Source organism: Serratia sp. NPDC087055 (genome assembly GCF_044900985.1).
In the GTDB taxonomy this organism is placed as follows: Bacteria; Pseudomonadota; Gammaproteobacteria; order Enterobacterales; family Enterobacteriaceae; genus Serratia.
The window spans coordinates 378201-402719 of the sequence record NZ_JBJDOG010000001.1 but is presented as its reverse complement, the minus strand read 5'-3'; the positions used below and the strand labels follow the sequence as shown (position 1 = coordinate 402719).

General features: G+C 57.5%; 22 protein-coding genes. 5 read left to right on the top strand and 17 right to left on the bottom strand.

The features are described from left to right. Window positions 1–174: 174 nt before the first annotated feature. Genes ACI2J2_RS01825 through ACI2J2_RS01800 form a run of 6 tightly spaced genes read right to left on the bottom strand, consistent with a single transcriptional unit; the run spans window position 175 to window position 7385 of the window. On the bottom strand, window positions 175–1296 hold the full coding sequence (locus ACI2J2_RS01825) for an alkylhydroperoxidase domain protein (RefSeq protein ID WP_404759291.1): 1122 nt from the start codon (window positions 1294–1296) through the stop codon (window positions 175–177). Then, on the bottom strand, window positions 1293–2339 hold the full coding sequence (locus tag ACI2J2_RS01820; protein WP_209635911.1) for a putative FMN-dependent luciferase-like monooxygenase: 1047 nt from the start codon (window positions 2337–2339) through the stop codon (window positions 1293–1295). The genes ACI2J2_RS01825 and ACI2J2_RS01820 overlap by 4 nt, the downstream gene beginning before the upstream one ends. Next, complete coding sequence (locus ACI2J2_RS01815) at window positions 2329–3987, bottom strand: dipeptide ABC transporter ATP-binding protein (protein ID WP_404759290.1); 1659 nt, start codon at window positions 3985–3987, stop codon at window positions 2329–2331. Before ACI2J2_RS01815 ends, ACI2J2_RS01820 begins: the two co-directional genes overlap by 11 nt. Continuing rightward, window positions 3984–4874, bottom strand: coding sequence for an ABC transporter permease (locus tag ACI2J2_RS01810; protein ID WP_404759289.1), 891 nt, complete (start codon window positions 4872–4874; stop codon window positions 3984–3986). The genes ACI2J2_RS01815 and ACI2J2_RS01810 overlap by 4 nt, the downstream gene beginning before the upstream one ends. Beyond that, window positions 4871–5815, bottom strand: coding sequence for an ABC transporter permease (locus ACI2J2_RS01805; protein WP_404759288.1), 945 nt, complete (start codon window positions 5813–5815; stop codon window positions 4871–4873). The genes ACI2J2_RS01810 and ACI2J2_RS01805 overlap by 4 nt, the downstream gene beginning before the upstream one ends. A 10-nt stretch (window positions 5816–5825) precedes the next feature. Further along, the gene (locus ACI2J2_RS01800) at window positions 5826–7385 is read right to left on the bottom strand and encodes a TIGR04028 family ABC transporter substrate-binding protein (protein ID WP_265566814.1); all 1560 of its coding nucleotides are present in this window, start codon (window positions 7383–7385) and stop codon (window positions 5826–5828) included. Between the two features lie 241 nt (window positions 7386–7626). Here ACI2J2_RS01800 and ACI2J2_RS01795 point away from each other — a divergent pair, with 241 nt between their 5' ends. Next, window positions 7627–7875 (top strand): hypothetical protein, encoded by a 249-nt coding sequence (locus ACI2J2_RS01795; protein WP_265554141.1) that lies wholly within the window; start codon window positions 7627–7629, stop codon window positions 7873–7875. A 16-nt stretch (window positions 7876–7891) separates the two neighbouring features. On the opposite strand, the gene ACI2J2_RS01790 is transcribed toward ACI2J2_RS01795, so the two are convergent. Further along, entirely contained in the window at window positions 7892–8521 is a 630-nt protein-coding gene (locus ACI2J2_RS01790; protein ID WP_209635923.1) for an alanyl-tRNA editing protein, read from the bottom strand. Between the two features lie 84 nt (window positions 8522–8605). On the opposite strand from ACI2J2_RS01790, the gene ACI2J2_RS01785 reads away from it, so the two are divergent. After that, window positions 8606–9541 (top strand): LysR family transcriptional regulator, encoded by a 936-nt coding sequence (locus ACI2J2_RS01785; protein WP_265554145.1) that lies wholly within the window; start codon window positions 8606–8608, stop codon window positions 9539–9541. Here ACI2J2_RS01785 and alkB read toward each other — a convergent pair. Beyond that, complete coding sequence (gene alkB, locus ACI2J2_RS01780) at window positions 9524–10171, bottom strand: DNA oxidative demethylase AlkB (protein WP_209635927.1); 648 nt, start codon at window positions 10169–10171, stop codon at window positions 9524–9526. The genes ACI2J2_RS01785 and alkB overlap by 18 nt on opposite strands. A gap of 138 nt (window positions 10172–10309) precedes the next feature. On the opposite strand from alkB, the gene rarD reads away from it, so the two are divergent. After that, window positions 10310–11191 carry an EamA family transporter RarD gene (gene rarD, locus ACI2J2_RS01775; protein ID WP_209635930.1) on the top strand — a complete coding sequence of 294 codons (882 nt, stop codon included), beginning with the start codon at window positions 10310–10312 and terminating at the stop codon, window positions 11189–11191. 49 nt (window positions 11192–11240) lie between these two features. On the opposite strand, the gene ACI2J2_RS01770 is transcribed toward rarD, so the two are convergent. The 9 genes from ACI2J2_RS01770 to citC all read right to left on the bottom strand — a co-directional run bounded on the left by ACI2J2_RS01770 (window position 11241) and on the right by citC (window position 20240). Then, window positions 11241–11936: a 4'-phosphopantetheinyl transferase gene (locus ACI2J2_RS01770; RefSeq protein ID WP_404759287.1), complete on the bottom strand. Its 696-nt coding sequence runs from the start codon at window positions 11934–11936 to the stop codon at window positions 11241–11243. Between the two features lie 104 nt (window positions 11937–12040). Further along, on the bottom strand, window positions 12041–13270 hold the full coding sequence (agp, locus tag ACI2J2_RS01765) for a bifunctional glucose-1-phosphatase/inositol phosphatase (RefSeq protein ID WP_209635934.1): 1230 nt from the start codon (window positions 13268–13270) through the stop codon (window positions 12041–12043). 150 nt (window positions 13271–13420) lie between these two features. Then, the gene (locus ACI2J2_RS01760; protein WP_209635936.1) at window positions 13421–14884 is read right to left on the bottom strand and encodes an anion permease; all 1464 of its coding nucleotides are present in this window, start codon (window positions 14882–14884) and stop codon (window positions 13421–13423) included. A gap of 138 nt (window positions 14885–15022) precedes the next feature. Next, on the bottom strand, window positions 15023–15919 hold the full coding sequence (gene citG, locus ACI2J2_RS01755; protein ID WP_404760262.1) for a triphosphoribosyl-dephospho-CoA synthase CitG: 897 nt from the start codon (window positions 15917–15919) through the stop codon (window positions 15023–15025). Continuing rightward, a complete protein-coding gene (citX, locus tag ACI2J2_RS01750; RefSeq protein WP_209635938.1) occupies window positions 15900–16448 on the bottom strand; it encodes a citrate lyase holo-[acyl-carrier protein] synthase in 549 nt (182 codons plus the stop codon). Before citX ends, citG begins: the two co-directional genes overlap by 20 nt. Window positions 16449–16452: 4 nt before the next feature. Next, entirely contained in the window at window positions 16453–17958 is a 1506-nt protein-coding gene (citF, locus tag ACI2J2_RS01745; protein WP_404759286.1) for a citrate lyase subunit alpha, read from the bottom strand. Next, window positions 17958–18878: a citrate (pro-3S)-lyase subunit beta gene (gene citE / locus ACI2J2_RS01740; RefSeq protein WP_209635942.1), complete on the bottom strand. Its 921-nt coding sequence runs from the start codon at window positions 18876–18878 to the stop codon at window positions 17958–17960. The genes citF and citE overlap by 1 nt, the downstream gene beginning before the upstream one ends. Next, the gene (gene citD, locus ACI2J2_RS01735) at window positions 18862–19170 is read right to left on the bottom strand and encodes a citrate lyase acyl carrier protein (RefSeq protein WP_209635944.1); all 309 of its coding nucleotides are present in this window, start codon (window positions 19168–19170) and stop codon (window positions 18862–18864) included. Before citD ends, citE begins: the two co-directional genes overlap by 17 nt. Then, entirely contained in the window at window positions 19167–20240 is a 1074-nt protein-coding gene (citC, locus tag ACI2J2_RS01730; protein ID WP_209635946.1) for a [citrate (pro-3S)-lyase] ligase, read from the bottom strand. Before citC ends, citD begins: the two co-directional genes overlap by 4 nt. A 313-nt stretch (window positions 20241–20553) precedes the next feature. On the opposite strand from citC, the gene dpiA reads away from it, so the two are divergent. Continuing rightward, complete coding sequence (gene dpiA, locus ACI2J2_RS01725) at window positions 20554–21240, top strand: two-component response regulator DpiA (RefSeq protein ID WP_404759285.1); 687 nt, start codon at window positions 20554–20556, stop codon at window positions 21238–21240. Window positions 21241–21353: 113 nt separating this feature from the next. Continuing rightward, window positions 21354–24437, top strand: a complete 3084-nt coding sequence (locus tag ACI2J2_RS01720) for a beta-galactosidase (protein WP_404759284.1) — start codon at window positions 21354–21356, stop codon at window positions 24435–24437. Window positions 24438–24519 lie beyond the last annotated feature (82 nt).

Here is a 24519-nt window from a genome sequence, read left to right as displayed (position 1 = left end):
ATTGAGGGGGATGGGGCAATTTTTTCAATTTGAATTATTCGTCATGATAATGACAAGAGATGTGTGCATTTGTTAATCAGGTTAATAACCTGTAGGGAACGGTAATTATTATTTTAATTATACCGGGGCGAATAACGTATCCCCGGTTATTTCAACGTGAGTTTTGCACTTGCTTTACCGATCGTCGAAGGGTTCTCCAAGGGTCAGCATCAGCCGATTCGCCCAGGCAAAGAAGGCCGTTGACTGCACCAGATCCAGCAAAGACACCTCATCTAACCCCAGCCCGCGCAGTTGCGCCAGATGAACGGCATTAGCCTGTGGCGGCGTGGCGGACAACGCCGCGGCAAAGTCTATTTGCACGCGCCACGACGCCCCTTGCCCTTCACTCAATACCTCTCCCGGAGCAACGTCCAGCAAACGCTGCACCTCATCCGTCTGCTTAGACAATTGCGCTGCCTTGCGAGCATGTACCGACGCGCAATAGATACAGCCATTGACCTTGCTCGCAACCGTCGCCGCGAGTTCACGATCTTTGCGCTCCAGCCCGCCCGAGGTGTAGAAAATCGCGCGGTCCGCCAGCGTCCGCTGTTCCAACACCGGATGATTGCGGGCCAACAGACGGAAATATTCTGAATCGCTATGCCCAAAGCGCGTCAACAGCGCCTGGCCTGATGCGTCAAATTCTGCCAGTGGTTTAGCGGCGATCCAAGGCTCCCACCCCAGTTCCTGCCGAGTAAACGCTGGCGGCGTATGGCGACCACTCAGCGTGGCCGATTCGGTGCGCCAACGGCCTGCTCTGACTGGCGCACCCACACTGTCCTCTTCTACCGGCTTACCGCCAAGCAACCTATACCCCGTCAGCAGCCGGCTTTGGAAGCTGACAAACGCGATCAGTTGCGACAGGGTGACGATAGCGCCCAGCGTCCAACCCGCCTGCTGTAGCCCCCGCAGATGCTGCGCGTCGGCGCTGGCGGGTTTAAACGCCAGCCGCTCGGCATGATCCAGGGCGGCCTGCAAATACGGCCCCTCCTCTGCACTACCCCGTTGTTGCAGCAACGCCGCATAATGCGCGGAGAGTCGCTTGTCTGCATGCCATTCGCTGATACGCTGCGCGATGTGCAACCGCTGCGCTACGGAAAAGCCCCCCGCGTCTGCGGGGAAAAACAGCGCCAGGTAACTGGCCTGAATCGCGTCTGTTGCCGCCTGCCGCGTTGCTCTTGCCTGTGCCAGCGCAGAACCGGGCGTAATCTCAGCCAACACGGCCAGCAGATCGTCGTTGTTCCATGTTGCAGTCATACCTTTTCCTCAGCGTGATGTTCATAGGAGACCGTCGCGGGTGTGCGGCGTTGCCAACCCAGTTCAGGGGCGACATGGCGAGCGATCAGTTCAATCGAGCGCAAAATATGGGCGTGCGGCGGATCGATGGAATGTACCTGAAACGCCAGGTCCGTCACCCGCGCCAGCGCGCTGTCTTTCTGCAACGAAGCAATGACCTGATCCGGACTGCCAAGATGCACGTCAAAAGCACGGATCAGCCCATCAAGCGACTCATCGGACGGTCGATGGCCGCTGGCACGCAGGCGTTCCAGACCACGGCCCAGCCCCTGCGCGGCCAGATCGCGCGCCAGCTGGCCATTGTCAGTGACCAATGCGGTGCGCGATCCCATGATGCGCGGCGCGATGCCCGCCGGTAACGCTGCCAGATAGGCGTCAATAATCGGGTTCTGCAATTCGTCTAACGGCAAGTCGGGGGTATCCGCCGGGCGCGGTTGCGTGCGCGATAGCATCAGACCGTCACCGGCCCGTCCGGCGCGTTCGCCCCCCTCCACCGAAAACGTGGCCTGCCAGACCCGTTCAGCCAACTGCGGTGCAGCCGGATACAGGCGGTTGTCCCCACCCCCCAAGTCCTCTCCTCGCCAGGCGCGCAATAGCGTGTTGAAATTATCCGCAAATACCGCGTGGCGCTGCGTGGCATCGAAACCAAAGGCGCTGAACGAAGAAGGCGTACCGCCGGCCGCAATGCCAACTTCCAGCCTGCCGTCGGACAGGAGATCCAGCACCGCGGTGTCCTCTGCCACTCGAATGGCGGACTCCATCGGCAGCGTGATCACCCCCGTTCCCAGCCGAATATCGCGGGTACGCGCCGCCACCTGCGCCAGAAATACCAACGGGGAAGGCAAGCCCCCCTCATCCTCATGAAAATGGTGTTGCGCTACCCAAGCGCTATCAAATCCGGCCCGTTCGGCATGCACGATTTGTTCGGTCGCGAGCCGATAGCGCTGCTGCGCACTGCCTTGATCCAGTAACCGTGTAAAAAAACCGAGTCTTTTACTGCTCATAGACTGCATCCTCAACCTTAGGCGGTTCGGCATAAAACTGCCGACCGGGAATGGCCTCAATCAACTGCCGGGTGTAATCACTGCCCGGCATGGCGAACAGATCGCCGGTCGCACCGTTGTCCACCTGAACACCGCGGTGCAGGACCGAAACGCTGTGTGAAATCTGCCGCACCGTGGCCAGATCGTGTGAGATAAACAAATAGGTCAGCCCCAGTTCCTGCTGCAGATCCTGCAACAGCCGCAAGATTTGCGCCTGTACCCGGACATCCAATGCCGACGTCGCCTCATCCAGCACCAGCACGCGGGGTTGCAACACCAGCGCCCGGGCGATCGCCACCCGCTGTCGTTGACCACCGGAGAGTTCACGGGGTTTACGACTCAGCAATTCATTCGGTAGCGCAACCCGTTCAAACAAATCCCGCACCCGGCGATAACGCTCTGCTTTGCTCAGTGGTTCAAAGTTCAGCAGCGGTTCTTCAATCACCTGATACAGGGTTTGCGATGGATCGAGCGAGCCGAATGGATTCTGATACACCAGTTGAATACGGCGGCGGAACTGCCGCAACGCTTCGCCTTTCAACTGGGTGAAATCGACGCCATCGATCATAATTTGCCCGGAATCCGGCCTTTGAAAACCGAGTAAACAACGTGCCAGCGTGGTCTTGCCTGACCCGGATTCCCCCACTAAGGCATGCGTGGTGCCGCGCGGTACGCTGAAGGACACCTGATCCAACGCAGGGTGCGTTTTGCGACCAGTGCCATCCAGGCGGAAATGTTTCACTAGCCCATTAACCTGGATCGCCAGTTCTTGCTGGACATGGCCAGGTGGCGGCGCGGCGCGGGCCAACGACGGTACGTCGGTAAACAGCTGGCGGGTATAATCGCAAGCAGGTGCACGCAGCACCTCGGCGGTCGCCCCTTGCTCCTGTACCCGGCCATGACGAAACACCAGCAGCCGATCGGCACGCTCCGCCGCCACAGCCAGATCGTGAGTCACCAACAACACCGCCGTACCACATTCCTGACGTAACTCATCAATCAGATCGAGAATGCGTTTTTGCACCGTCACATCCAGTGCACTGGTTGGCTCATCGGCAATAATCAACGCCGGCTGCAAAGCAATGGCAATCGCAATGAGAACACGTTGTTTCATGCCACCGGAAAGTTCGTGCGGGTACTGACGAGCGCGTAATTCAGGGTGCGTCAACCCTACTCGGGTCAACAATGCCACCACCCGCTGCTGGACGTGTTTGCGTGGCAACCGACAATGAATGTTGAGGATCTCCGCCACCTGTTCGCCAACGGTTTTCACCGGGTTGAGTGAGCTGGACGGATCCTGCGGGATCAAACTGATTTGCGCGCCGCGCACAGCGTCCAAACGCCGTGGCGACCAGTGGCTGATATCGGTACCGTTGAGACGGATGGCCCCCTGCTCCAGACGACCATTTTCTGTCAGCAAACCCATGATCGCCTGCGCGGTGGTCGTTTTTCCCGACCCTGACTCGCCCACCAGCGCCACCACTTCTCCCGGTTGAATGGAGAACGATACCTGATGAACCACAGGCTGGCTGCCGTAGGCTATCGATACCTGATCCAATTCCAACACCGGCACAACCGACGATCGCTGTAATGCAGTCTGAAGGCTCATGCTTGGGGTCTCCCTAATGCGCGATTGATGCGGTTGGCTGCCAACACCACCGCTACCACCGCCAGCCCCGGGAAGGCCGTCAGCCACCAGGCGGTCGAAATGTAGTTGCGCCCTTCGGCGATCAAAAGCCCCCATTCCGGCGTTGGCGGCGGGGTGCCGTAGCCCAGGAAGCTCAGCGTGGCGATCGCCAGAATGGCGCTGCCAAATTGCAGCGCCGAGAAAGCGATAACCGAGGTCAGTGAGTTCGGCAAGATATGCCGCCACAGCACGGCCCAAAAGCTGCCGCCACTGCCATAGGCCGCCTCAACGTAATCGCTGTGACGTACCCGCACCACTTCTGCGCGTGCCAGCCGAGCAAAGTTGGCGACAGACGTGATCCCGACGGCAATTGCCGCGTTAACCGTGCCAAACCCCAACAAAATAATAATGCTCAGCGACAGCAGCAGACCGGGGATCGACAGCAACACATCGATGAAGCGCATCACGGCCTCATCGGCGATCCCCCCTAGCGCACCGGCAATCAACCCAAGCGATGTACCCAGCAACAAGCCCAGAGCGACCGCCACCAGCGCGGCGGACAGCGTCTGCGAAGCGCCGTAGACAATGCGTGCGTACAGATCGCGCCCCAGTTGATCGGTACCCAGCCAGTGCGCGCCTCCCGGCGCCAACCGTTGAGCACCGGCAATGCCTTCGGTACCGCTGTACGCGGTAAATAACTGTGGAGCCAGCGCCCACAATACCGCAATGACGATCACGGCCCAGGCCAGCAGCAACGTCAACGACACACGGCGACGGCTTGGCCGGCTGGCCGGTAACGAACCTTCGCTTTCCATGCTGCCCAGATCACGCTCCGGCACGATAGCTTTCTCAAAAGAGAGACTGCTCATACGGCGGCTCCTGTGTGGGTTTTCAGGCGGGGATCCAACAGCGGGAACAGCAGATCCACCAGCAGATTAAGGGTGACGAAAGCGGCGGCCGAAATCACCACAACGGCCTGTAGCACCGCGACATCCTGATTAAGTACCGCTTGCAAGGTGAGCTGACCCAACCCGCTGCGACCAAATACGGTTTCGGTGATCAATGCCCCCGCAATCAGCTCGCCAAGCAGAATGCCCGCAATCGTCAGCGTAGGCAGCATGGCGTTGCGGGCGACATGACGCCATAGCACCCTGCTGCGGCTGGCACCTTTGGCACGGGCTACGGCGACAAACGGCTGGGTCTGCACCTGATCAATACTGCGGATCAGGATCTGTGCCAACGGCGCGGAGATCGGCACTGCCAGCGTGACAATCGGCAGAATCAGCCCTTGCCACTCACCGGGATTAATTACCGGGATCAGTTTGAGTTGGAACGAGAAAATCTGAATCAGCGCGATACCCAACCAGAAGGTGGGTACCGACACAAAGAGCGACGGCAACGACTGCAGTATCGCTCTCAGCCAGCCAAAACCGGTCAAATTGGAAAGAAAGGCAATGGCCGATGCCAGAATCAGCGCCAATGTAAACCCCAGTATCGCCAGCTGCAGCGTAGCAGGCAGGTGAGTGGCCAACAGTTCGGTGACCGGCACGCCGGCCTGGATGGAATAGCCCAGGTCACCACGCAGCACGTTGCCCAGTGCGTGTAAATACTGTTGCCACAGCGACACGTCGGCACCATAGGCGGCACGCATATCGGCGATCTGCGCAGGGCTTAAGCCCATGTCCGGGTTCTGGAATTTAATCAAAATGGCGTCGCCAGGCAGCACCTGCAGCAAGATAAACGACAGGCTAAAGGTCGCCCAGAGTACCAGCAGCGCCTGCCCAATACGCCGTGCCAAATATCGGCTCATCGTGGCCCCCTTAGTGTTTCTCTAACCAGGCGCCGTAAAAACTCGGGCGGCCGACAGCTTCAAAACTGATCCCTTTCAAATAAGGCGCGCCGGCAAACACCTGCGGTTCTTCGAAGAACGGGATCACATAGGCCTGATCGAGCAGGTAGTTTTGCGCTTCGCCGGCAATTTGCAGGCGTTTTTGTGCGTCCACCTCAGAAGCGATACCCAGCAGCAACGCGTTTAGCTTGTCATCGTTGAACGTACTGTTTTTGCCCGTCCCACCTTGCTGCAACAACGCATCACGGTTGGTCGGGTAGAACTGACTTTTAATCACGTCGGGATCCGCCCGTCCCACTTCCACTACCGCCGCAGGCGTTTTTTGTGGATCCAGGTTATCGGCTACCTTGCTGCCAGCGTCGCCTGCCAGAATGTTCAGCCGCGCCCCCACGTTGCCCCACTGCTGCGAAACCAGCTGTAGCACCGCTTTGTTCTGCGGCTGCGGCAGCGATTCATAGATGTTCAGCAGCAGTTTTTTGCCGCCCTTCTCACGCAGGCCGTCGCTGCCCTTTTTCCAGCCGGCCTCATCCAACAAACGGTTGGCCAGTTCCGGGTCGAATTTCAGCTTGGCGGACAGGTCGACGAAACCGGCGGCGGAAGAGGCAATCACCGATTTGGCCTGTGGGTAGTTAACCGAGAACAGCGTATCGACGATCTGTTTGCTGTCCGTGGCGTGCAGCAACGCCTGACGCACGCGCAGATCGCTCACTAATGGGTTGTCCGGGCGGAAGGCGACGCTGTCATTGACGCCACGCGTTGGGGCCGCGTAGATAATGAAGCCCTGATCTTGCGTCTGCTTCTCGTCGTAGGCCTGGATCTGGCGGATAAAGTCCGCCTGCCCGGCCTGCAGCGCACCAATACGCACGCTGTCTTCACCGGTTACGATCACTTTAATGCCATCCAGATTAGCGCGCCCTTGCTGGGCCAGTTTGGTTGGGCCCCACCGGTAATCCTTGCGCACGCTCAGATCAACTTCGCGTCCCAGCGTCTCGCCGCTGACCACAAACGGGCCGGAACCGATAATATGGCGCGCATCACCCAGCTCGTCATAGTTACGGTTTAAGGTGCTGAGAGAAACCAGGCCGGAACCAATGGTGGCGGTACCCTGCAAAAAACCCGGCGATGAGCGTTTGAAGTAAAATTTGACGGTTAGCGGGTCGATCACTTCGCTGCGATCGTAGTTATTGATCACCTCGGATACCGGCAAACGCCTCTCTTTGTTGCCCAAGCCATAGGTATCGAAATTCTTCGCCACTGCGTTGGCGTCCAACGGCGTACCGTCAGAGAACGTCACACCCGGTCGCAGCTTGAACGTGTATTCGGTTTTGTCGGCGTTGCTGCTCCAGGACTCGGCGAGCCACGGCTCAATCTCCAGCGTTTTGGGATTCTGGTAGGTCAGTTTGTCGGTGATTTGGTTGAGGATGCCGCCGTTGGGGTAGAAGCCGCCGGAAGGCGGATAAAGGTTGGTGTGCGCCTGCTGTTCCAGGTAGACAAGCGTGCCGCCCTGCACCGACGCCAGTGCCGGTGTCATGGCTGTCAGCAAGCACAGTGCCACGGCTATTCCGCTGGTTAATCTATTGAAAGAGAAATTAAACATCGTATGTCACGCCTTCTTTATTTCGGAATGTTATGGGTTAGATAACAAACCAAATCGGCGGTGAGTTGAACGAACTAATTTCGCTAACCAATGGTGGAAAATGCACAAGGCGACGACGGTTGGCAGAAAGGGTGTTTTGTTATAACGTATCAGAAACCAAACCGGGAGATGCAAAATGAAGATTCAGCTTTCGCTGCTGTTCCTTGGTCTGTTGGCCGGACGGGCAGATGCGTTTCAGTCCAAAGTGCCTGAACCGCAGCCAGAACAGGCGCGCACAGCGGAAAATAATATCGAGAATATATTTTATGGTTTTCACGCAATGGACGCGCAAGCAGTCAACATCGGCACCTGCGCAGCGCTGCCGCAGGCGGGATGCCAGTGCGCCTTCTGCACCATGCTACGGCAGGCCGGGCCGGCAAAATAGCCGCCCGGAAAGGGTTTTAAGCCAATTCGTACTGCACAATCAGTTGCCCTTTTTTCACTTTTAGCGCAGTGATGTTGACGGTGCCGAGCGCGGCCAGCGAAGACACATGGGTACCACCGCAGCCATAGGTTGGCAACGCGCCAAACCCCACCTGACGCAGGCCATCAACCGCCACTTGCTTACGCGGTAAATCTGCCGCAATCAGCCGCGCCAGTTCCGCTTGCAGGAAATCCTGATCCAACGTTTGCGGCTCCGCGCCCGGTGCAAAGGTGATCCGCCCTTCGCCTGGCCAGTGGTGTGCCTTCACCGGTTGCCAACCACGCGTTTCACCCAACCAACCGATGAGGTGCCCGGCAGAGTGCCAACGGGTATGCAATCGGCGCAGTTCACCCTCAATCTGTACCTTCACCGGCCCTGTGGGCAAGGGTTCAGCGGTAAAATGCAGCACTTTGTCGCCCTGCTGTGCCACGCGTAATACCGGGACAGTACCAAGTTGACCGCCGTCGGCCGGTTGCCCACCGCCTTGCGGGTGGAATAGCGTGGCGTCCAGCTCTATCGCGTATCCACCCTCTTCAATCGGGGTGCAGGCCAGCACCTGCGCTTCGCCTTGTAAGTCGTCGCTGTAATAATAAAGCCGTTCGGTCATGGTTTTTCTCCTGAATAGAGAGCCTATTATATTCGTGCCATAATCAAAGGATAATCCGTCAACATTACAATGGACCTTTGCGCTGTGAGCACAAATCTCTCTCATTCGCTGCTGGCCGAAATGGCCGTATTTGTTCAGGTCGTAGAGAGCGGCAGTTTTTCCGCCGCCGCTCGCCGATTAGGCACTTCCCCTTCTGCCGCCAGCCGTAGCCTGGCCAAATTGGAACAGGCGTTGGCATTACAACTGCTGCACCGCACCACGCGCAAGCTACGCCTGAGTGAGCAAGGTGAAGAGGTGTTTCAACGCTGTCGCAGCATGCTGGACGCCGCCCAATCGGTGATGGAATTCAGCGGACGCGGAACGGTAGAGCCAGAGGGGCTGATCAGCGTCAGCGTGCCCAAGGCCGTGGGCCGCTTTGTGTTGCACCCGCATATACCGGCATTTTTACGCCGTTATCCCAAGGTGGACGTCCGCCTGCGGCTGGAAGACCGTTATATGGACTTAATTGACGATCGGGTCGATCTGGCTCTGCGCATTACCGAGCGGCCGTCACCCGGCTTGATCGGCCGGCAGTTGATGACTATCGAACACCTGCTGTGTGCCACGCCCGCCTATCTGGCGCAGCATGGCACGCCACAACACCCGCAAGATCTGGCGCACCACAGTTGCATTTACCTGGGGGAAACCCCCAACGATGCCCGCTGGAAGTTCCGACGAGCCGGTAAAACGGTAGCGGTCAATGTGCGCGGTCGCTATGCCGCTAACCATACTGGCGTAAGGTTGGATGCGGTAAAACAGCATATTGGCATTGGCAGCCTGCCGTACTTTACGGCCCGACAGGCGTTGGACAGCGGTGAGGTGGTGCAAGTACTGCCGGAATGGGACTTCCTCAGCAGTTACCACGGTGGCCTGTGGCTGTTGTATGCGCCCAATCAACACCTGCCACCCAAGCTGCGGGTGTTTATCGATTATCTGGTCGCGTGTCTGGCTAAAGAGCCGCAGTTAAAGCGCCTTGCGTAGGGTGATATTGATACGGTGTGGCCCCACCAATGAATGGTAGCCCTCTTTGATCGGCATTATGCCGTGAAAACACAGGCGTGACGGACCGCCCCACACCACCACGTCGCCGTGCGCCAAGGGGATGCGCTGAGCCCGATCGCTGCGCTGCATGCCGCCGAACTGAAACACCGCCGGTAACCCCAGTGAAACGGAGACGATCGGTGAGCCAAAATCATGCTCGTCTTTGTCCTGATGCAATGAGAGTTTGCTGCCTGGATCGTAGCGGTTCATTAAGCAAGAATCCGGTACAAAGGGGGCAAAGCCCGCCTGTTGCGCCGCTTCATCTGCCAGCGCCATCAGGATATCCGGGATCGGTGGCCAACGTTTACCGCTGCGCGAGTCACGTTCAGAATAGCGGTAGCCGCGGCTGTCGCTACTCCAGCCGTTACCGCACCAGCTCATTGCCACCGACATCACGTGGCCGCCCGGCGTGGTCATATGCCGCCAGGGTACTTGGGCGATCACCCCATTAACCGCGGCCAGCAACGCCGGGCCATGATCGCGCACAAAACCGTGCATCACCACCGCACCCGGGGCGATCTGTTCGCGCCACGGCGGCGGTACAGCGTCTTCAAAAAGATCGAGCGTCATTGCAAAACACCTGTATTAATACACAGTATTAATTCTACCCCGTCACCGGAGATTGTCCAGTGCGATACGCAGCATTGTTGTCGGCGCTAAACTTCTCTAGAGTACCGGCAATCAAATCAATAACTTTTCAGGATGCTTGTGATCAAAGGGATAGTGCTTTCCGTCATCGCCTCGATATTGTTCGGCGTGATGTATTACTACACGTCGACCCTCACACCGCTCAACGGCGAGCAAGTCTTTGGCTGGCGGACGCTGCTGACGGTCCCCTTTTTAACGCTGTTTATGGTGTTTTCCGCCGACTGGCGCAGGGTGAACGAGACGCTGCGCTGGATAAAACAACGGCCGCGCCGCCTGCTGTTCTTGCCGCTGAGCTCGGCGTTGTTGGGGGTTCAACTCTGGCTGTTTTTATGGGCACCGCTGCATGGCAAAGCGCTGGAGGTCTCGCTCGGGTATTTCCTGCTGCCACTGACAATGGTGCTTGCAGGCCGCTTGATATTCCGTGACCGGCTTTCGCTGCTGCAAAAACTGGCGGTAGCCTGCGCCATTATCGGCGTCGGTAATGAACTCTACCAGGTCGGCGGCGTATCCTGGACCACACTGGTGGTGGCGCTGGGCTATCCGGTTTACTTTATTCTGCGCCGCCGTTTTGGCACCGATAATCTTGGTGGGTTGTGGTGTGAGCTGGCGTTGATGCTGCCTGTCGCGGCCGGGTTCGCCTTCGGCGGAGACGGGCCGTTGGCGGCGCTGAGTATCAGCCCAACACTCTATTGGCAAATTCCGTTGCTGGGGGTCATCAGCGCCGCTGCGCTGATATGCTATATCCTCGCCAGCCGCCTGCTGCCGTTCAGCCTGTTCGGTCTGCTGAGCTATGTGGAACCGGTATTGCTGGTGGTAGTGGCACTGTTGCTGGGCGAGAGCATCGGCCGGGATGAATGGCTGACCTATATCCCCATCTGGCTGGCGGTGCTGTTATTGGTGTCGGAAGGTGCCCGCCATCTGTTGCGCAGAAGGCGGATCTAGCGCCTGACGTGACAGTGCAACGCACTTAATCAATTGATTAAATTGTAATTTATACAAAAATAAAGGTTGTGACGTCGTCACCGTCTTGCCAATAACGCCCGCTGAAACGGCGGCCGATATGGTAAGACGGTGTGAGCGGTTTGAGCAGTTCTAACTCAAAGGCCTGGCGTTGTGTATCGAGTGCCACCAGCCGTGCATCGAGAAAATCAAAATAGCTGCGCACCTGCGGATACAAAGCTTTAAACAGGCTTTCTTTGGCGGAGAATACCAGCGTCAGCGCATGGTTAAAGGGCAATGGCAGAGTGCGTATCACGTCGTACTCTTCTTCACTCACGATAGCGCCCCAGAGTTCTTCAGCCCGTGCAGTGGGCATATGCGTTTCGACATCTACACCTACCCCCCCCAACCCAGGCTCCAGATGCACGGCGCAAAGCGCAGTATCCGCATTATGGCTGATAGCGCCAGCAATACACGGTGGCCACTGCGGCGCACGGTCTTCACCGCGCAACAAGGTGAAATCAGCAAATCCCTGCGGCGCCAACAATGCCCGCGCCAAATAACGCCCGGCCAAATACTCAGCCCGCCTTTTTGGCACCGCTTTCGTTAAATGATCGGGGATCGTCATGCCTATATCAGCGAAACAGCTGTCCTGATAGTTTGCCAATGAAAACCGGCAGCGCGCGACCTGCCCCGGATAATCGTTCAGGTGCAACCATTCAATGCTGGGGATAAAAGATGAGAACACGTGTCATCCATGGTGAGTACGCCGACCGCTAATTTTAGACGCCGAACCCAAGGGCAACAATGATTATTCCTCTCCCCCGCAACCGAAGGAGAGGAACGGCAGGATTACAGAATGTCTTTCATGGTTTTTTCGAAGTCGCTCCAGGCGCAGTAGCCCTGTTTATCGACGGGGCAACCTTTTAACGCCATTGTCACGCGCTGCGGCGGGGTTTTCAGCGTCAGCGGGGTGGCATTACGCAACTGATCGGAAGATTGATACACGTACTCAATCTTCAGCAAATCGCGATCGTTTTTCTTATCGTGCCAGCGCTGGAACACCAGCTTGCCGCCAATCGGCGTTTTCTCGTATTGGTGCGGCAGTTGGTACGGCTGGAACTCCATCGCCGACAGCAAGGACGCAATGTTGGAATCGTGGCCCACCAGCACCGTCACCTTCGGCGAGTCCGGCTTGCGTTCGCCAATCAATGCGCCATTGATGTAGGTCAGCAGCGGCTTGGCGACGTTCTGTGCCACCACCGGCGAGGTGAACAGCGAATCCTGATAGCCGTCCTTCAACTGCGCCAGCTGCTTCCACTGCTGTGGCGTGGTGATTTTGCCCCAAGCCACCTCCTTCATCGGGAAGCCTTCGTAATATTGCAGCATAAAGGCATCCACCAGCGAGTTACCCACCCGCAGCGGCCCGGCCACGCCCGGCTCTTTACCCGGTACCGCACTCATTTTGCTGGCTTCTTTGGTCAGATCGCAGTGCTTGTCGGTTTTACAAGCGCTAGAGTCTTTGTAATCAATGATTTTTTCCAATTGCTTATAGGCTGCGTCCAGTTTCAACGAGGCCAGTTCGGCATTCATGGCACCCAGCGCCTTTTGATTAAACGCCTCGCTGTTGTCAGTGATGATCGGGTTGAAGGTCGGATCCATCTCCCCCATCTTGTCCTGATGATGCACGCCGACATCGCAACCCGGGAAAGCACCGTTGGTAAAGAACTGCGCGGTCGCGACCGTGCGTTGCAAGCTGTTGGCATAGACGTAAACGCTGCCGGCGGTCGGGCAGCCTTCCTGCGGCAGTAACCCGGCCTGCTTCAGCCACGCATTAAAATAGTGCCCCATATACACTTCCAACACCCCGCCCTTGGTGGTCAGCAGGCCACCCGGCGTCTCCCAGGCCGGCCAGGCTTTAGGCGTGGATTGCGCCAACACGCTGCCGTTGTTGGCCAGCGGGGCTCGCAGGTTATGGCGACTCATCACCAATACCTGTTCCAGCTGATAGTCGTTGGTTTCCGCCAGGGCAGTCCCGGTCATTAATAACGGCAAGCACAGCAATAAGGTTTTTATTTTCATCCGCAGAGGCTCCAGGATTATGATTATTTTTAATGTGTTAGCTATTGCTTCGCTATGATGGAGAGGTTAACGCTGAAAGTGTGTGATGGGCATCACAGGCACAGGTCTGCTCAGCGGCCATACGCCGATGGCCGCTGAGCATTTAGAACATCACAGCCACAAACGCATGATTGGCCAACCGATCAACAGCAGAGCCGCGATATACACCACGCCGAGAATACCGCCCATACGCCAGTAATCTTTCGACTTCACGTAGCCACAGCCATAGATGATCACCCCTGGGCCGGTCGCGTAGGGTGTCAGTACGCCCATGATACCGATCGACAACACCAGCAACATCGAGAGCTGCTCCATCGGTACCCCCGGCAAGCCTTTGCCGACCGCCAGGATCACCGGCAGCATAGTGGCGGTGTGCGCGGATAAGCTGGCAAATAGGTAGTGAGCAAAATAGAACACCAGCACCAGCGCCACTACCGTCATGTTGGGCGAAAAGCCGTTCAGGTGGGTGCTCATGGTCTGGGCAAACCAGTCGATAAAACCGGAGCGCGTTAAGCCGTTGGCCATCACTACCAGCGTCGCCAGATTAACCAGTGTGTTCCAGGCGCTGGAGTATTTGGTGATCTCCTTCCAGGACACCACGTGCAGCGCCAACATCAGCGAGACCGCCAACAGGCAAACCGTTGTTGCGTCGAGTACCTTACCGCCAAATACCCACAGGCACAGGCTGAGCAGCACCAAACCAATCAGCGTGTATTCCTTACGCGTCAACTTGCCCATTTCACCCAATGCGGTATCCGCCCAGGTCGCCACTTCGCTACTGTGGGTTACGCCCGGTTTGTACAGGTAATAGGAGATCAACGGCGCGATGATCAACAGCAACAGCCCAACCGGCAGGAACGCCAGGAACCACTGCATCCAGCTGATATGCACCCCGGCAATCTTACTGACGAACTCAATCCCCAACACGTTGGGTGCGGCACCGGTAACGAACATTGAAGAGCTAATGCTGGTACCCACTACCATCATCCACATCAGGTAACCGCCGATGCGCCGCGAAGAGGGATCGTTAGGGAAGGAGTCAAACAGCGGCGGCAGGTTTTTCACCACCGGGAAGACCGTACCGCCGGTACGCGCAGTGTTGGATGGAGTGAAAGGCGCCAACAGGATATCGATGATCACCACCGCATAGCCAAGCGTCAGCGTTCGTTTGCCCATAAACTTAACCAAAAACAGGGCAATGCGTCGCCCCAGCCCCGTAGCTTCATACCCGAGTGCAAAAATAAACGCACCGAATACCAGCCAGACGGTGGTACTGGAGAACCCTGCCAGCCCCCATTTCAGCGCCTCTTTACCGGCTTTAAAACCGGGCTCTGCCAATTCCTGCGCACCAAACAGCACCCAGTTGGCGCTCAGCACGCTCAGGGTCACGGCGATAAAGCTGATCGCCGTCGCCGGAATAGGCTCCAGGATCATACCGACAATCATCGCCACGAAGATGGCAAAATAACGCCATGCCTGCGGCGGCATACCGTCGGGCGTGGGTATCCATAGCAGGATCGCCAACACCAGTAGAGGCGTTAGCGCTTTCCAGATTTTTTCCTTGGTTTCGGACATAAGTTTCTCCTGAAGAGCATCATTGTTTTTATAACCAAAATAATTGGAGTTGCATCAAGGCGGCAAAGCCGTAAATCCCCGGGAGCTTAGTCGACTAAGTGACTGGGGTGCGCGGGTGCAGCCAACACAGATGCAGCTTCAAGAATGACGGGTATAGTTCGGTAACTGAGCCAGCAGCCAGGTGACGATCAACAGGTCAGCGCTGCCACCGGGGCTGAGGTTGCGTACGATGCAGTCCGTATCGAACTGCCGCAGACGCGCCATACCTTGTTCACCCTGCGCGCCCCCCTGTTGCAACAGTTCAGCGGCACGTTGTTGCAACCAGCGCAAGCCTTCGATACCGCCGCGCGAGGCCACGTTGGTGTCATCGTTGTTGGCCATTAGCCACAGCAAGCTGTCCATCAGCGCCGTCTGCTCATCGCACCCGGCACTCAGGCGCTGCAGATACAACGGCAGCGCGCCGTTAATCACCCGTTCGAAGCCGGATTCAGCCTCGCCGCGCGCACCGCTCAGGCCGTGCAGGGCAAATAACCTTTGCCCCGCGGTCTGCAATGCGTTGTGCTGTTGCAGTTCACTACTCACCAAACCGCGGCAGATTGCCGCCACTTCGGCGCACAAAGTGGCGGCGTCGATGATTTTTTGCTGCTGGGACAAGCGACCGAAAGCGGTACACAACAGGCCGAGCGAAAATACGCTGCCTTTATGGGTGTTAACGCCGCCGGTGGCCTGGAACATGTGGTTTTCGCAGGCCAGGCCGAGTGGGCGCAGCCGTAGGAGCTGCTCGGCAACCGGACGACATGCATCATCACGCCCCTGACGGACAAAACGCGGCAGCCAGATGCCGATAGCGCGGGCGCTGCGGTAGAAATGGCCAATATTCATGTCCCGGTGGGCACCATTGTTATGGCGATCCACCAGCCCCGGCTTGGGTGTCAGGTTCACTTCCACCAACAGCGCACGGTAGGCGGTATGAGCGAAGCCGCTAACCGCGGGTTGAGGCGTGCAGCTGGCGTGATCAACGGGGTGAGAGCGCATCATTGAGCATCCTTTCCATTTCTTGCAGTAACTCGTCACTGCTGTGCCGCCGCTGACGGGCGCAGATTTTGGCCGGTTGGCTGCACAACAGGCAGCGGCGTTCCGCCAATCCCAGGCTGCGACGCGACAAAATGCGTCCCTGCGTGTCCAGAACGTCGATATCCCACAAGCGGCCTATCGGCTGCTGCACCTCCAGTTGAATGGCGCAGTCCTTTACCCGTTGGGCATCGGCGTGCAGCGCCATAAAACCTTCGCAGCCGGTAGACAGCGCCAGCGTTTCTGCATGCAGGCACTGCCAACCCTGCTGGCGCCACATTTGCTGTAGCGCCAGCCACCCCAGGTTGAAGATATTGCGCGTCAGCCCGCTGTCTTTTATCGCACCAGGCACCACCAGCGTGAGCACCAGCAGTGTGGATTGATGTTGCGACAGCCAGGCCTGTTGCCGGGCCTGGCGGCATTCGCGACTGGTCAGCAGTTCCGGCAGGCTCACTGCGCGGTTGGCCGCCAGTTCGGGCGGGACACGAGACATAGGGTTACTCCGCCACCTGATGCACCACGTCGATCACCGAACCGTCGCGGTAGCGCACCACGGCCACCACCTTGTCGGTAAAGGTGATCGGCTGCGGCTCACCGGTCAGCAACAGCGCGCGCTGCCGCAGCAAGTCGATGCCAACCACCGGCAGCCCAGCCTCTTGCAGCCGCTGTGCCAGCTCCGGTCGCGCCGGGTTAACGGCAATACCGTGATCGGTAACCAAAATGTCAATGCTGGAACCCGGCGTCACACAGGTGGTCACCTGCTCTACCAGCGTTGGGATGCGGCCACGTACCAGCGGCGCCACGATGATTGCCAGCCGCGCAGCCGCGGCGGTGTCGCAGTGACCGCCGGAGGCGCCACGCAGCACGCCGTCGGAGCCCGTCAGCACGTTGACGTTAAAGCCAGTGTCGATTTCCAATGCGCTCAGCACCACCACGTCAAGCCGATCGACCGAGGCTCCCTTCGAGCTGAAATTGGCGTATTGGTTGGCGCTGATTTCGATATGATTCGGGTTACGCGCTAACGACATCGCCGCCGCGCGGTCAAAGCTCTGCACGTCCAGCAATTTGGCGATCAGCCCTTTTTCATGCAAATCCACCATGGTCGACGTGATGCCACCGAGCGCAAAACCCGCCCGCACGCCGCGTGCGCGCATTTTGTCTTCCAGAAAACGCGTCACCGCCAATGAGGCACCGCCGGTACCCGTTTGCAGCGAGAACCCTTCCGTAAAGTAGCCGGAGCCGGCGATGACCTCAGCGGCACGGCGGGCAATCAGCAATTCACGCGGGTTGGAGGTCATCCGCGTCGCATCAGCACCAATCTTGTCGGCATCGCCCACTCGCTTGAGTTGCACGATCAGATCAACCCGATCCTGCGCCAGGCTGGCCGGATGATGCGGGTACGGCACGATTTTTTCAGTGAGTAGCACTACGGTGCCCGCAGCGTCGGCATCCACTTTGGCGTAGCCCAGCGAGCCGCAGCAGGCTTCGCCGCTGTAGCCATTGGCATTGCCGAATTCATCGCACGCCGGCACGCCGAGGAAAGCGACATCTATCGTTAACTCACCGGATTCGATCAGGTTTACCCGGCCACCGTGGGAGTGGATTTGCACCGGCTCGGCCAGCAGGCCGCGCGAAATGGCATCCGCCAGCGGACCGCGCAGGCCGGAGGTGTAAATGCGGTTCACCACGCCATTACGGATATGACCCACCAGCGGCGCATGGCATTCGCTCAGCGAGCTGGAGGCCAGCGTCAGGTTACGAAAGCCCATCGCCGCCAGCGTTTCCATGACCTGATTCAACGCCAGATCGCCGCCGCGAAACGCATGGTGGAAAGAAATGGTCATGCCGTCCTGCAAACCGCTGCGGCGCACCGCCTGTTCCAGCGTGTCGCAGCGTTTGATATCACGCGGCTTGCGCGCCTGTTGGTTGGCCTTGGAGACATCCTGATAGCAGCGAAGATCCGCCAGGTTATTCAGAGTCATCAGTCGTTGTTGACGTTTCATTATGCTTCCTCTCCGTGCTGAGCCGACGCTTCGCGAATGCCGGAAAGCGCTGCGCGCTGCAACACCAGCCGCGCACGTTCAATCACCGGGCTGTCGACCATTTTGCCGTTGAGCGACACCACCCCGCGCCCTTCTTGTTCTGCCGCTGCGGCGGCATCCACCACCCGCTGGGCATGGGCCACTTCTTTGGCCGTAGGCGCATACAGGTTGTGCAGCAGTTCAATCTGCCGAGGGTTAATCAGAGATTTGCCGTCGAAGCCAAGCTGTTTGATCAACGCCGCTTCCTGCAAGAAACCCGCCTCGTTATTGGCGTCGGAATACACGGTGTCGAAGGCCTGAATACCGGCAGCCCGTGCCGCCTGCAGCAGCGAGCAGCGCGCAAACAGCAGTTCAATACCCTCTGGCGAACGTTCGGTACGCAAATTACGCACGTAGTCTTCCGCCCCCAGCGCGATGCCTATCAGGCGTGGCGAAGCATGGGCAATGGCCACCGCCTGAGTGATACCCGCCGCCGATTCAATCGCCGCCAGCAGACCGGTACTGCCCACCGGGCGGCCGCAATCGGCCTCGATAGCCGCAATTTCACGGTCCATGTCCACCACGTCTTGTGCACTGTCCGTTTTCGGCAGGCGCACGATGTCCGCCCCGCCGCGCACCACCGCCTGTAAATCCGCCAGCCCATAGGCAGAATCCAGTGCATTAACGCGCACTATGGTTTCCACTTCCTGATACAGCGGGTGTTGCAACGCGTGATACACCAGCCGCCGTGCCGCGTCCTTTTCGCGCAGAATTACCGAGTCTTCCAGATCAAACATCAGCGCGTCGGCCTGATAGATAAAGGCGTTGCTTACCATCGCCGCATTGGCACCGGGCACGAACAGCATGCTGCGGCGCACGCGGTGTTTATTCAGCGTTTTCATTGCGCACCCCCCACGGCAATTGACCATTGTCACTGGCGCGCATCAGCGCGGTTTCCAGCCGGGCCCGCAGCACGCAGTCCAGTGCGCCTTTGTCGTCAACCATTACCTGCACCGGCTCCACCTGGTAGTGCTGCAACACCTCCAGCAGCGTTTGTCGAATGGCTTCACCGAACTGTTTTTCCACGCTGCTGGCGATCAGCAGATCGTGTTCCGGCCCCTCTGCGGGCGCGATGCGTACCATGACATCACTGGATTCCAGCGTGCCGGCCATTGCTTCTCGGATAATTTTCATCTTTCACCTGATTGTGCGGATTCAAAGGGTTTTGCCGCCGGTTTGGCCCGGCGCTGCGTTTGCAAATCTTGCAGGTAGTAAAGGGTGTCTGGCGGAACCAGCGGCGCGGCAGCGTGAAAGTCGCCCGCGGCCAGCAGTTTGCGGACCCAAGAGGCGGAGATCGCCACGCCCTGATATTGCAAACGCTCAATTTCTACCAGCGTGATAGGCGGGCTGGGCAAGGCTGGGGTTTCAAGCCAGTAGCGCATATCGCGGTTGTATTTTGCGGTGACGGCGCAGAAGGGTTCGTTGCCGACAAAACGGTGGGTGATACCCAGCGCGGGTGCCAGATACTGACGAAAGATCTTCAGATCGATTTCGGTGTAGCAGTCGTCGGCAATGCCCTGATCTTTAATGAAGTAACAGGGGAATGTGGCACGTGAAATGACGTACTGGGAACCTTCATGCACGGTCAGATTGGGAATGTCCGCCGTGCCCGCCAACACCAACCGCCGTCTGTCTTCGTAGCTGAAACGTGAGGTGTCTTCCTTCACTAAAAACAGGTGCAGCCAGTCGCACTTTTCTGCCGCCTTGCGCACCAAATATTGATGCCCGCGCGTAAAGGGGTTAGCGTTCATTACGATGCTGCCAAGGGTATTGCCCGGCCGACGCTGCTCTGCCAACTGTGCTGCATAGCGTTTTAAACGGCACGGGCTGTTTTCCATCAACACCACGATGCCCGGCACCTGGGCAATCGGGTAGAAACCACACTGGCGGAACAGCGGCTCATTTTGTATTTTGGTGTAGATAAACAGTTGGGTGTGATGGCGTTCATACGCCAGATTCACCAGCTCGGTTGCCAGCGTCAGCCCCAGCCCTTCACCGCGCATTTGCGGGCTGATGGCGACGCATTTGATAATATTGTCTGCAATGCCGCCGCAGGCGACCAACTTATCGTTTTGCGTAACGGTAATAAATATTTCAACCGTGGTGTCAATATTCAGATCGTTACTGCGCAGGAAAGCATTAATCTGCGCGATACTTTTGTGATCTGACCTTTTGACTCGATTAAATACGGTATCGCCCAACATAACACGCTCTCTGGGTTAACTATTAAATAACAAAATAAATACAAAAAATAATGTGAATTAACATTTTTTAAGGCAATTAAAACCTTAAAAACCATGAAGATAAAATCGTAAGCAGCATTTAATAAAACAATGGTAAACAGAAAAAAATAGCGAATTATTGACCTATTTCACAAACACCTTTCGGTTAATAAGTTATTTAATGTTCTTTATTTACTTAATTATTTTTATGGTGTTTATTACTGAGAAAATCTTTATTTGATGGTGCAATTCACTTACATTTACTTAGCATATTTATTTCAATCGTAGGTTGACTATGGAATGGTTGAACATACTGATCGTTGAAGATGAAACGCCGTTGGCGGAGATGCATGCAGAATTTATCCGGCAGAACGGCGGTTGCCGGCAAATCTGGCTGGCCGGCACCCTGGCGCAGGCCCGCATGATGACCGACCGCTTCAAACCGGATCTGATCCTGCTGGATAACTTCCTGCCTGACGGCCAGGGTATTGAGCTACTGCGCGAACTGACGCTGAACGGGTATACCGGCGGTATCGTATTCATCACCGCCGCCAGCGATATGGACACCGTCGCCGAAGCATTACGCCATGGGGTGTTTGACTACCTGATCAAACCGCTGGCCTATGATCGTCTGACCCACACGCTGGTACGCTTTAGCCAGCGGCACCAGGCGCTGAAGGATAAGGCACGCCTTAATCAACGTCGTATCGATCAGATGTTCAATACCTATGCCCGTGGTGAGCCTCAGACGGCATTGCCGGCGGGCATCGATGAGTTGACGCTGGTTAAAATCCGCGCCTTGTTTGAGACGCCTTCGGAGAGCCACACGGCTGAAAGCGTTGCGCAAGAAATGGGGTTAAGCCGCACAACTGCACGCCGCTATCTGGAGTTTTGCACCGCCAGACAACAGCTACGCGCAGAAATCATTTACGGCAAGGTGGGCCGCCCACAGCGGATTTACCGTTTGCCGCCCCCTGAATAAGCGGTTATTTGATCGGCCCTGCAAGCTTGAATGTAACCGCTTTACTTTTTTGGTACTCCTCAGCATCTTATTTGGCATGATGTCCCTCTAAACCGCCGACAGGACGATCGCCGATGAGTGCACTGCCCCCGCCTTCCCTGAAAGACCTTATTGCCCGCCGTGACTGGCAAAATCCGGCCTGCACCCATTATCAACGGCTGGCTGCGCACCCGCCTTTTGCGAGCTGGCGCGATCTGAACGCGGCGCGTGACGATAGCCCCAGCAACAGCCAGAAAACGCTGAACGGCGCCTGGCACTTTAGCTATTTCACCCGCCCACAGGCGGTGCCCGAAGCCTGGCTGCGGCAGGATCTGAGCAACGCTGACCGGATTAACGTCCCATCCAACTGGCAGCTTGCCGGTTATGACGCGCCAATCTATACCAACGTGCGTTATCCCATTCCGGTTAATCCGCCGCTAGTGCCGGAACAAAACCCGACCGGCTGCTATTCCAGGCTCTTTACGGTTGAACCCGCTTGGTTGGCTGAAGGACAAACGCGCATAGTTTTTGACGGCGTCAACTCGGCGTTTTATCTGTGGTGCAACGGCCATTGGGTTGGTTATTCACAAGACAGCCGCCTGCCCGCTGAGTTTGACCTCAGCCCCTGGCTGCAGGCGGGCGAAAACCGGCTAGCGGTGATGGTGTTGCGCTGGTGCGACGGTAGCTATTTGGAAGATCAGGACATGTGGCGTATGAGCGGGATTTTCCGCGACGTTACCCTGCTGCATAAGCCGGCCACGTATCTGAGCGATATTCGCATTACCACCCCGCTTTACGACAGTTTTCGCCGTGGCGAACTGGTGGCAGAAGTACAGGTCAATCGACCCACGCAGCACCGGGTGCAGTTGCAGCTGTGGCGCAATGGCCAGCTCGTGGGGGAGAAAACCCAGGCGTTCGGCAGCGAGATTATCGACGAACGGGGTGCCTATGACGATCGCACCACTCTGCGCTTGCCGGTAGAACAACCGGCGTTATGGAGCGCGGAAAGCCCCACGCTGTACCGTGCAACGCTTGCTCTGCTGTCGGCGGAAGGGGAAATCATCGAGGTAGAAGCTTACGACGTCGGCTTCCGTCAGGTAGACATCAGCAATGGCCTGCTAAAGCTTAACGGGCAGCCGTTATTGATCCGCGGAACCAATCGCCATGAACATCATCCGCAGCACGGTCAGGTCATGGATGAGGCATTGATGCGCCATGACATTCTGTTAATGAAACAGCACAATTTCAATGCGGTGCGTTGTTCACACTACCCGAACCACCCGCTTTGGTACCGCTTGTGCGACCGCTATGGGTTGTATGTGGTTGACGAAGCCAATATTGAAACCCACGGCATGCAGCCAATGAACCGGTTGTCTGACGATCCGCTGTGGCTACCGGCAATGAGCGAACGTGTAACGCGTATGGTGCAGCGGGATCGTAACCACCCTTGCATCATTATCTGGTCGCTGGGCAACGAGTCTGGGCACGGCAGTAACCATGACGCGCTCTACCGCTGGGTGAAAAGCCAGGATCCCACCCGCCCGGTACAATACGAAGGTGGCGGAGCCAACAGTGCCGCAACAGATATTCTCTGTCCAATGTATGCCCGCGTGGATCAGGATCAACCCTTCCCTGCCGTACCTAAATGGTCGATCAAGAAGTGGATCGGCCTGCCGGATGAACACCGTCCTTTGATCCTGTGTGAATACGCCCATGCGATGGGCAACAGTTTCGGCAGTTTTGACCGTTACTGGCAGGCGTTCCGTCAGTATCCGCGTTTACAAGGGGGCTTCGTTTGGGATTGGGTCGATCAGGCGCTCACTCGCCGTGATGAAAACGGTGAGGAATACTGGGCTTACGGCGGCGACTTTGGCGATACGCCGAACGATCGACAATTCTGCCTTAATGGGCTGGTATTCCCCGATCGCACACCACACCCTGCGCTGTTTGAAGCGCAACGGGCGCAGCAATTCTTCCAATTTACCTTCGACGCCAATACGCTGACGCTGACCGTCAGCAGCGAGTATCTGTTCCGCCATACCGATAACGAACGCCTGAACTGGCGGCTGGAGCTGGATGGCACAGAGCGTGCCAGCGGCAGCCTTGATCTCTCCTTACCCCCGCAGGGCAGCGCCAGCATTCACCTGATCGACCGTTTGCCGATGCTTCATCAACCCGGTGAACTGTGGCTGAATGTGGAAGTGGTGCAACCGCAAGCTACCGATTGGTCCGAAGCGAACCACCGCTGCGCCTGGGATCAATGGTTGGTCCCCCGCACATTGCATATTCCACCGCTCGCACCGAACGGCGTAGCCCCACAGCTCAGCCAAAATGACCAGACGATCGACATCAGCCATGGTAGCCAACGCTGGCAGTTTACACGCGACAACGGCTGTTTAACCCAGTGGTGGCAACACGGCAGCCCACTATTGCTGACCCCGCTGCGCGATAATTTTATCCGCGCACCGCTGGATAATGACATCGGCATCAGCGAAGTCGAACGTATTGATCCCAACGCCTGGGTCGAACGCTGGAAGCTGGCGGGAATGTACCGTCTGGAGGAGCACTGCACGCTGCTACAGGCCGATCACTTGAGTGACAGCGTGCGCGTGGTGAGCGAACATCGGTTTGGGGTTGATGGGCAAACGCTGTTATGCAGCCGCAAGCAGTGGCTGTTCGACAGCCAAGGCGTGCTCAGCGTCAGTGTCGACGTCGATGTCGCCGCCAGCCTGCCACCACCGGCACGTATTGGCCTGAATTGCCAACTGGCAGACATCCACCCGCAGGCACAATGGTTGGGCCTTGGGCCGCATGAGAACTACCCGGATCGTCGCCTCGCTGCGCAGTTTGGCCGTTGGCAACTGCCGCTGGCAGACCTGCACACGCCATACATCTTCCCCGGTGAAAACGGCCTGCGCTGCGACACCCGTAACCTGCAGTATGGCAATTGGCAGATTGATGGGCTGTTCCACTTCTCTCTCAGCCGCTATGGCCTGCGCCAGTTGATGGCGTGCAGCCACCAGCACCTGCTACAGCCGGAAGCCGGTACCTGGCTGAATCTGGACGGCGTTCATATGGGGGTTGGCGGCGACGATTCCTGGAGCCCGAGCGTCAATGCCGATTACCTGCTTGACCGCAGCCATTACCACTATCAACTGCGTCTAAAACGCGCAGAATAGGGCTAAATCTGCTAAAACCTCAACGGGTTGCGCATTCTGTAAGCAAACAGTCACAGAATGCGTAATCCACCTTTGACATGCT

What these genes read in the sequence shown, in the direction of transcription:
- ACI2J2_RS01800 (WP_265566814.1), bottom strand. Translation starts at nt 7,385, where the DNA reads ATGACACCGGCACTGGCGTCGGTGCAGGGCGGCACGCTTGTCTACCTG.
- ACI2J2_RS01825 (WP_404759291.1), bottom strand. Translation starts at nt 1,296, where the DNA reads ATGACTGCAACATGGAACAACGACGATCTGCTGGCCGTGTTGGCTGAG.
- citE (WP_209635942.1), bottom strand. Translation starts at nt 18,878, where the DNA reads ATGAAAACGCTGAATAAACACCGCGTGCGCCGCAGCATGCTGTTCGTG.
- citC (WP_209635946.1), bottom strand. Translation starts at nt 20,240, where the DNA reads ATGTTGGGCGATACCGTATTTAATCGAGTCAAAAGGTCAGATCACAAA.
- ACI2J2_RS01810 (WP_404759289.1), bottom strand. Translation starts at nt 4,874, where the DNA reads ATGAGCAGTCTCTCTTTTGAGAAAGCTATCGTGCCGGAGCGTGATCTG.
- ACI2J2_RS01790 (WP_209635923.1), bottom strand. Translation starts at nt 8,521, where the DNA reads ATGACCGAACGGCTTTATTATTACAGCGACGACTTACAAGGCGAAGCG.
- citG (WP_404760262.1), bottom strand. Translation starts at nt 15,919, where the DNA reads ATGCGCTCTCACCCCGTTGATCACGCCAGCTGCACGCCTCAACCCGCG.
- ACI2J2_RS01815 (WP_404759290.1), bottom strand. Translation starts at nt 3,987, where the DNA reads ATGAGCCTTCAGACTGCATTACAGCGATCGTCGGTTGTGCCGGTGTTG.
- ACI2J2_RS01795 (WP_265554141.1), top strand. Translation starts at nt 7,627, where the DNA reads ATGAAGATTCAGCTTTCGCTGCTGTTCCTTGGTCTGTTGGCCGGACGG.
- alkB (WP_209635927.1), bottom strand. Translation starts at nt 10,171, where the DNA reads ATGACGCTCGATCTTTTTGAAGACGCTGTACCGCCGCCGTGGCGCGAA.
- citD (WP_209635944.1), bottom strand. Translation starts at nt 19,170, where the DNA reads ATGAAAATTATCCGAGAAGCAATGGCCGGCACGCTGGAATCCAGTGAT.
- ACI2J2_RS01820 (WP_209635911.1), bottom strand. Translation starts at nt 2,339, where the DNA reads ATGAGCAGTAAAAGACTCGGTTTTTTTACACGGTTACTGGATCAAGGC.
- ACI2J2_RS01720 (WP_404759284.1), top strand. Translation starts at nt 21,354, where the DNA reads ATGAGTGCACTGCCCCCGCCTTCCCTGAAAGACCTTATTGCCCGCCGT.
- ACI2J2_RS01760 (WP_209635936.1), bottom strand. Translation starts at nt 14,884, where the DNA reads ATGTCCGAAACCAAGGAAAAAATCTGGAAAGCGCTAACGCCTCTACTG.
- dpiA (WP_404759285.1), top strand. Translation starts at nt 20,554, where the DNA reads ATGGAATGGTTGAACATACTGATCGTTGAAGATGAAACGCCGTTGGCG.
- citF (WP_404759286.1), bottom strand. Translation starts at nt 17,958, where the DNA reads ATGAAACGTCAACAACGACTGATGACTCTGAATAACCTGGCGGATCTT.
- ACI2J2_RS01805 (WP_404759288.1), bottom strand. Translation starts at nt 5,815, where the DNA reads ATGAGCCGATATTTGGCACGGCGTATTGGGCAGGCGCTGCTGGTACTC.
- agp (WP_209635934.1), bottom strand. Translation starts at nt 13,270, where the DNA reads ATGAAAATAAAAACCTTATTGCTGTGCTTGCCGTTATTAATGACCGGG.
- citX (WP_209635938.1), bottom strand. Translation starts at nt 16,448, where the DNA reads ATGTCTCGTGTCCCGCCCGAACTGGCGGCCAACCGCGCAGTGAGCCTG.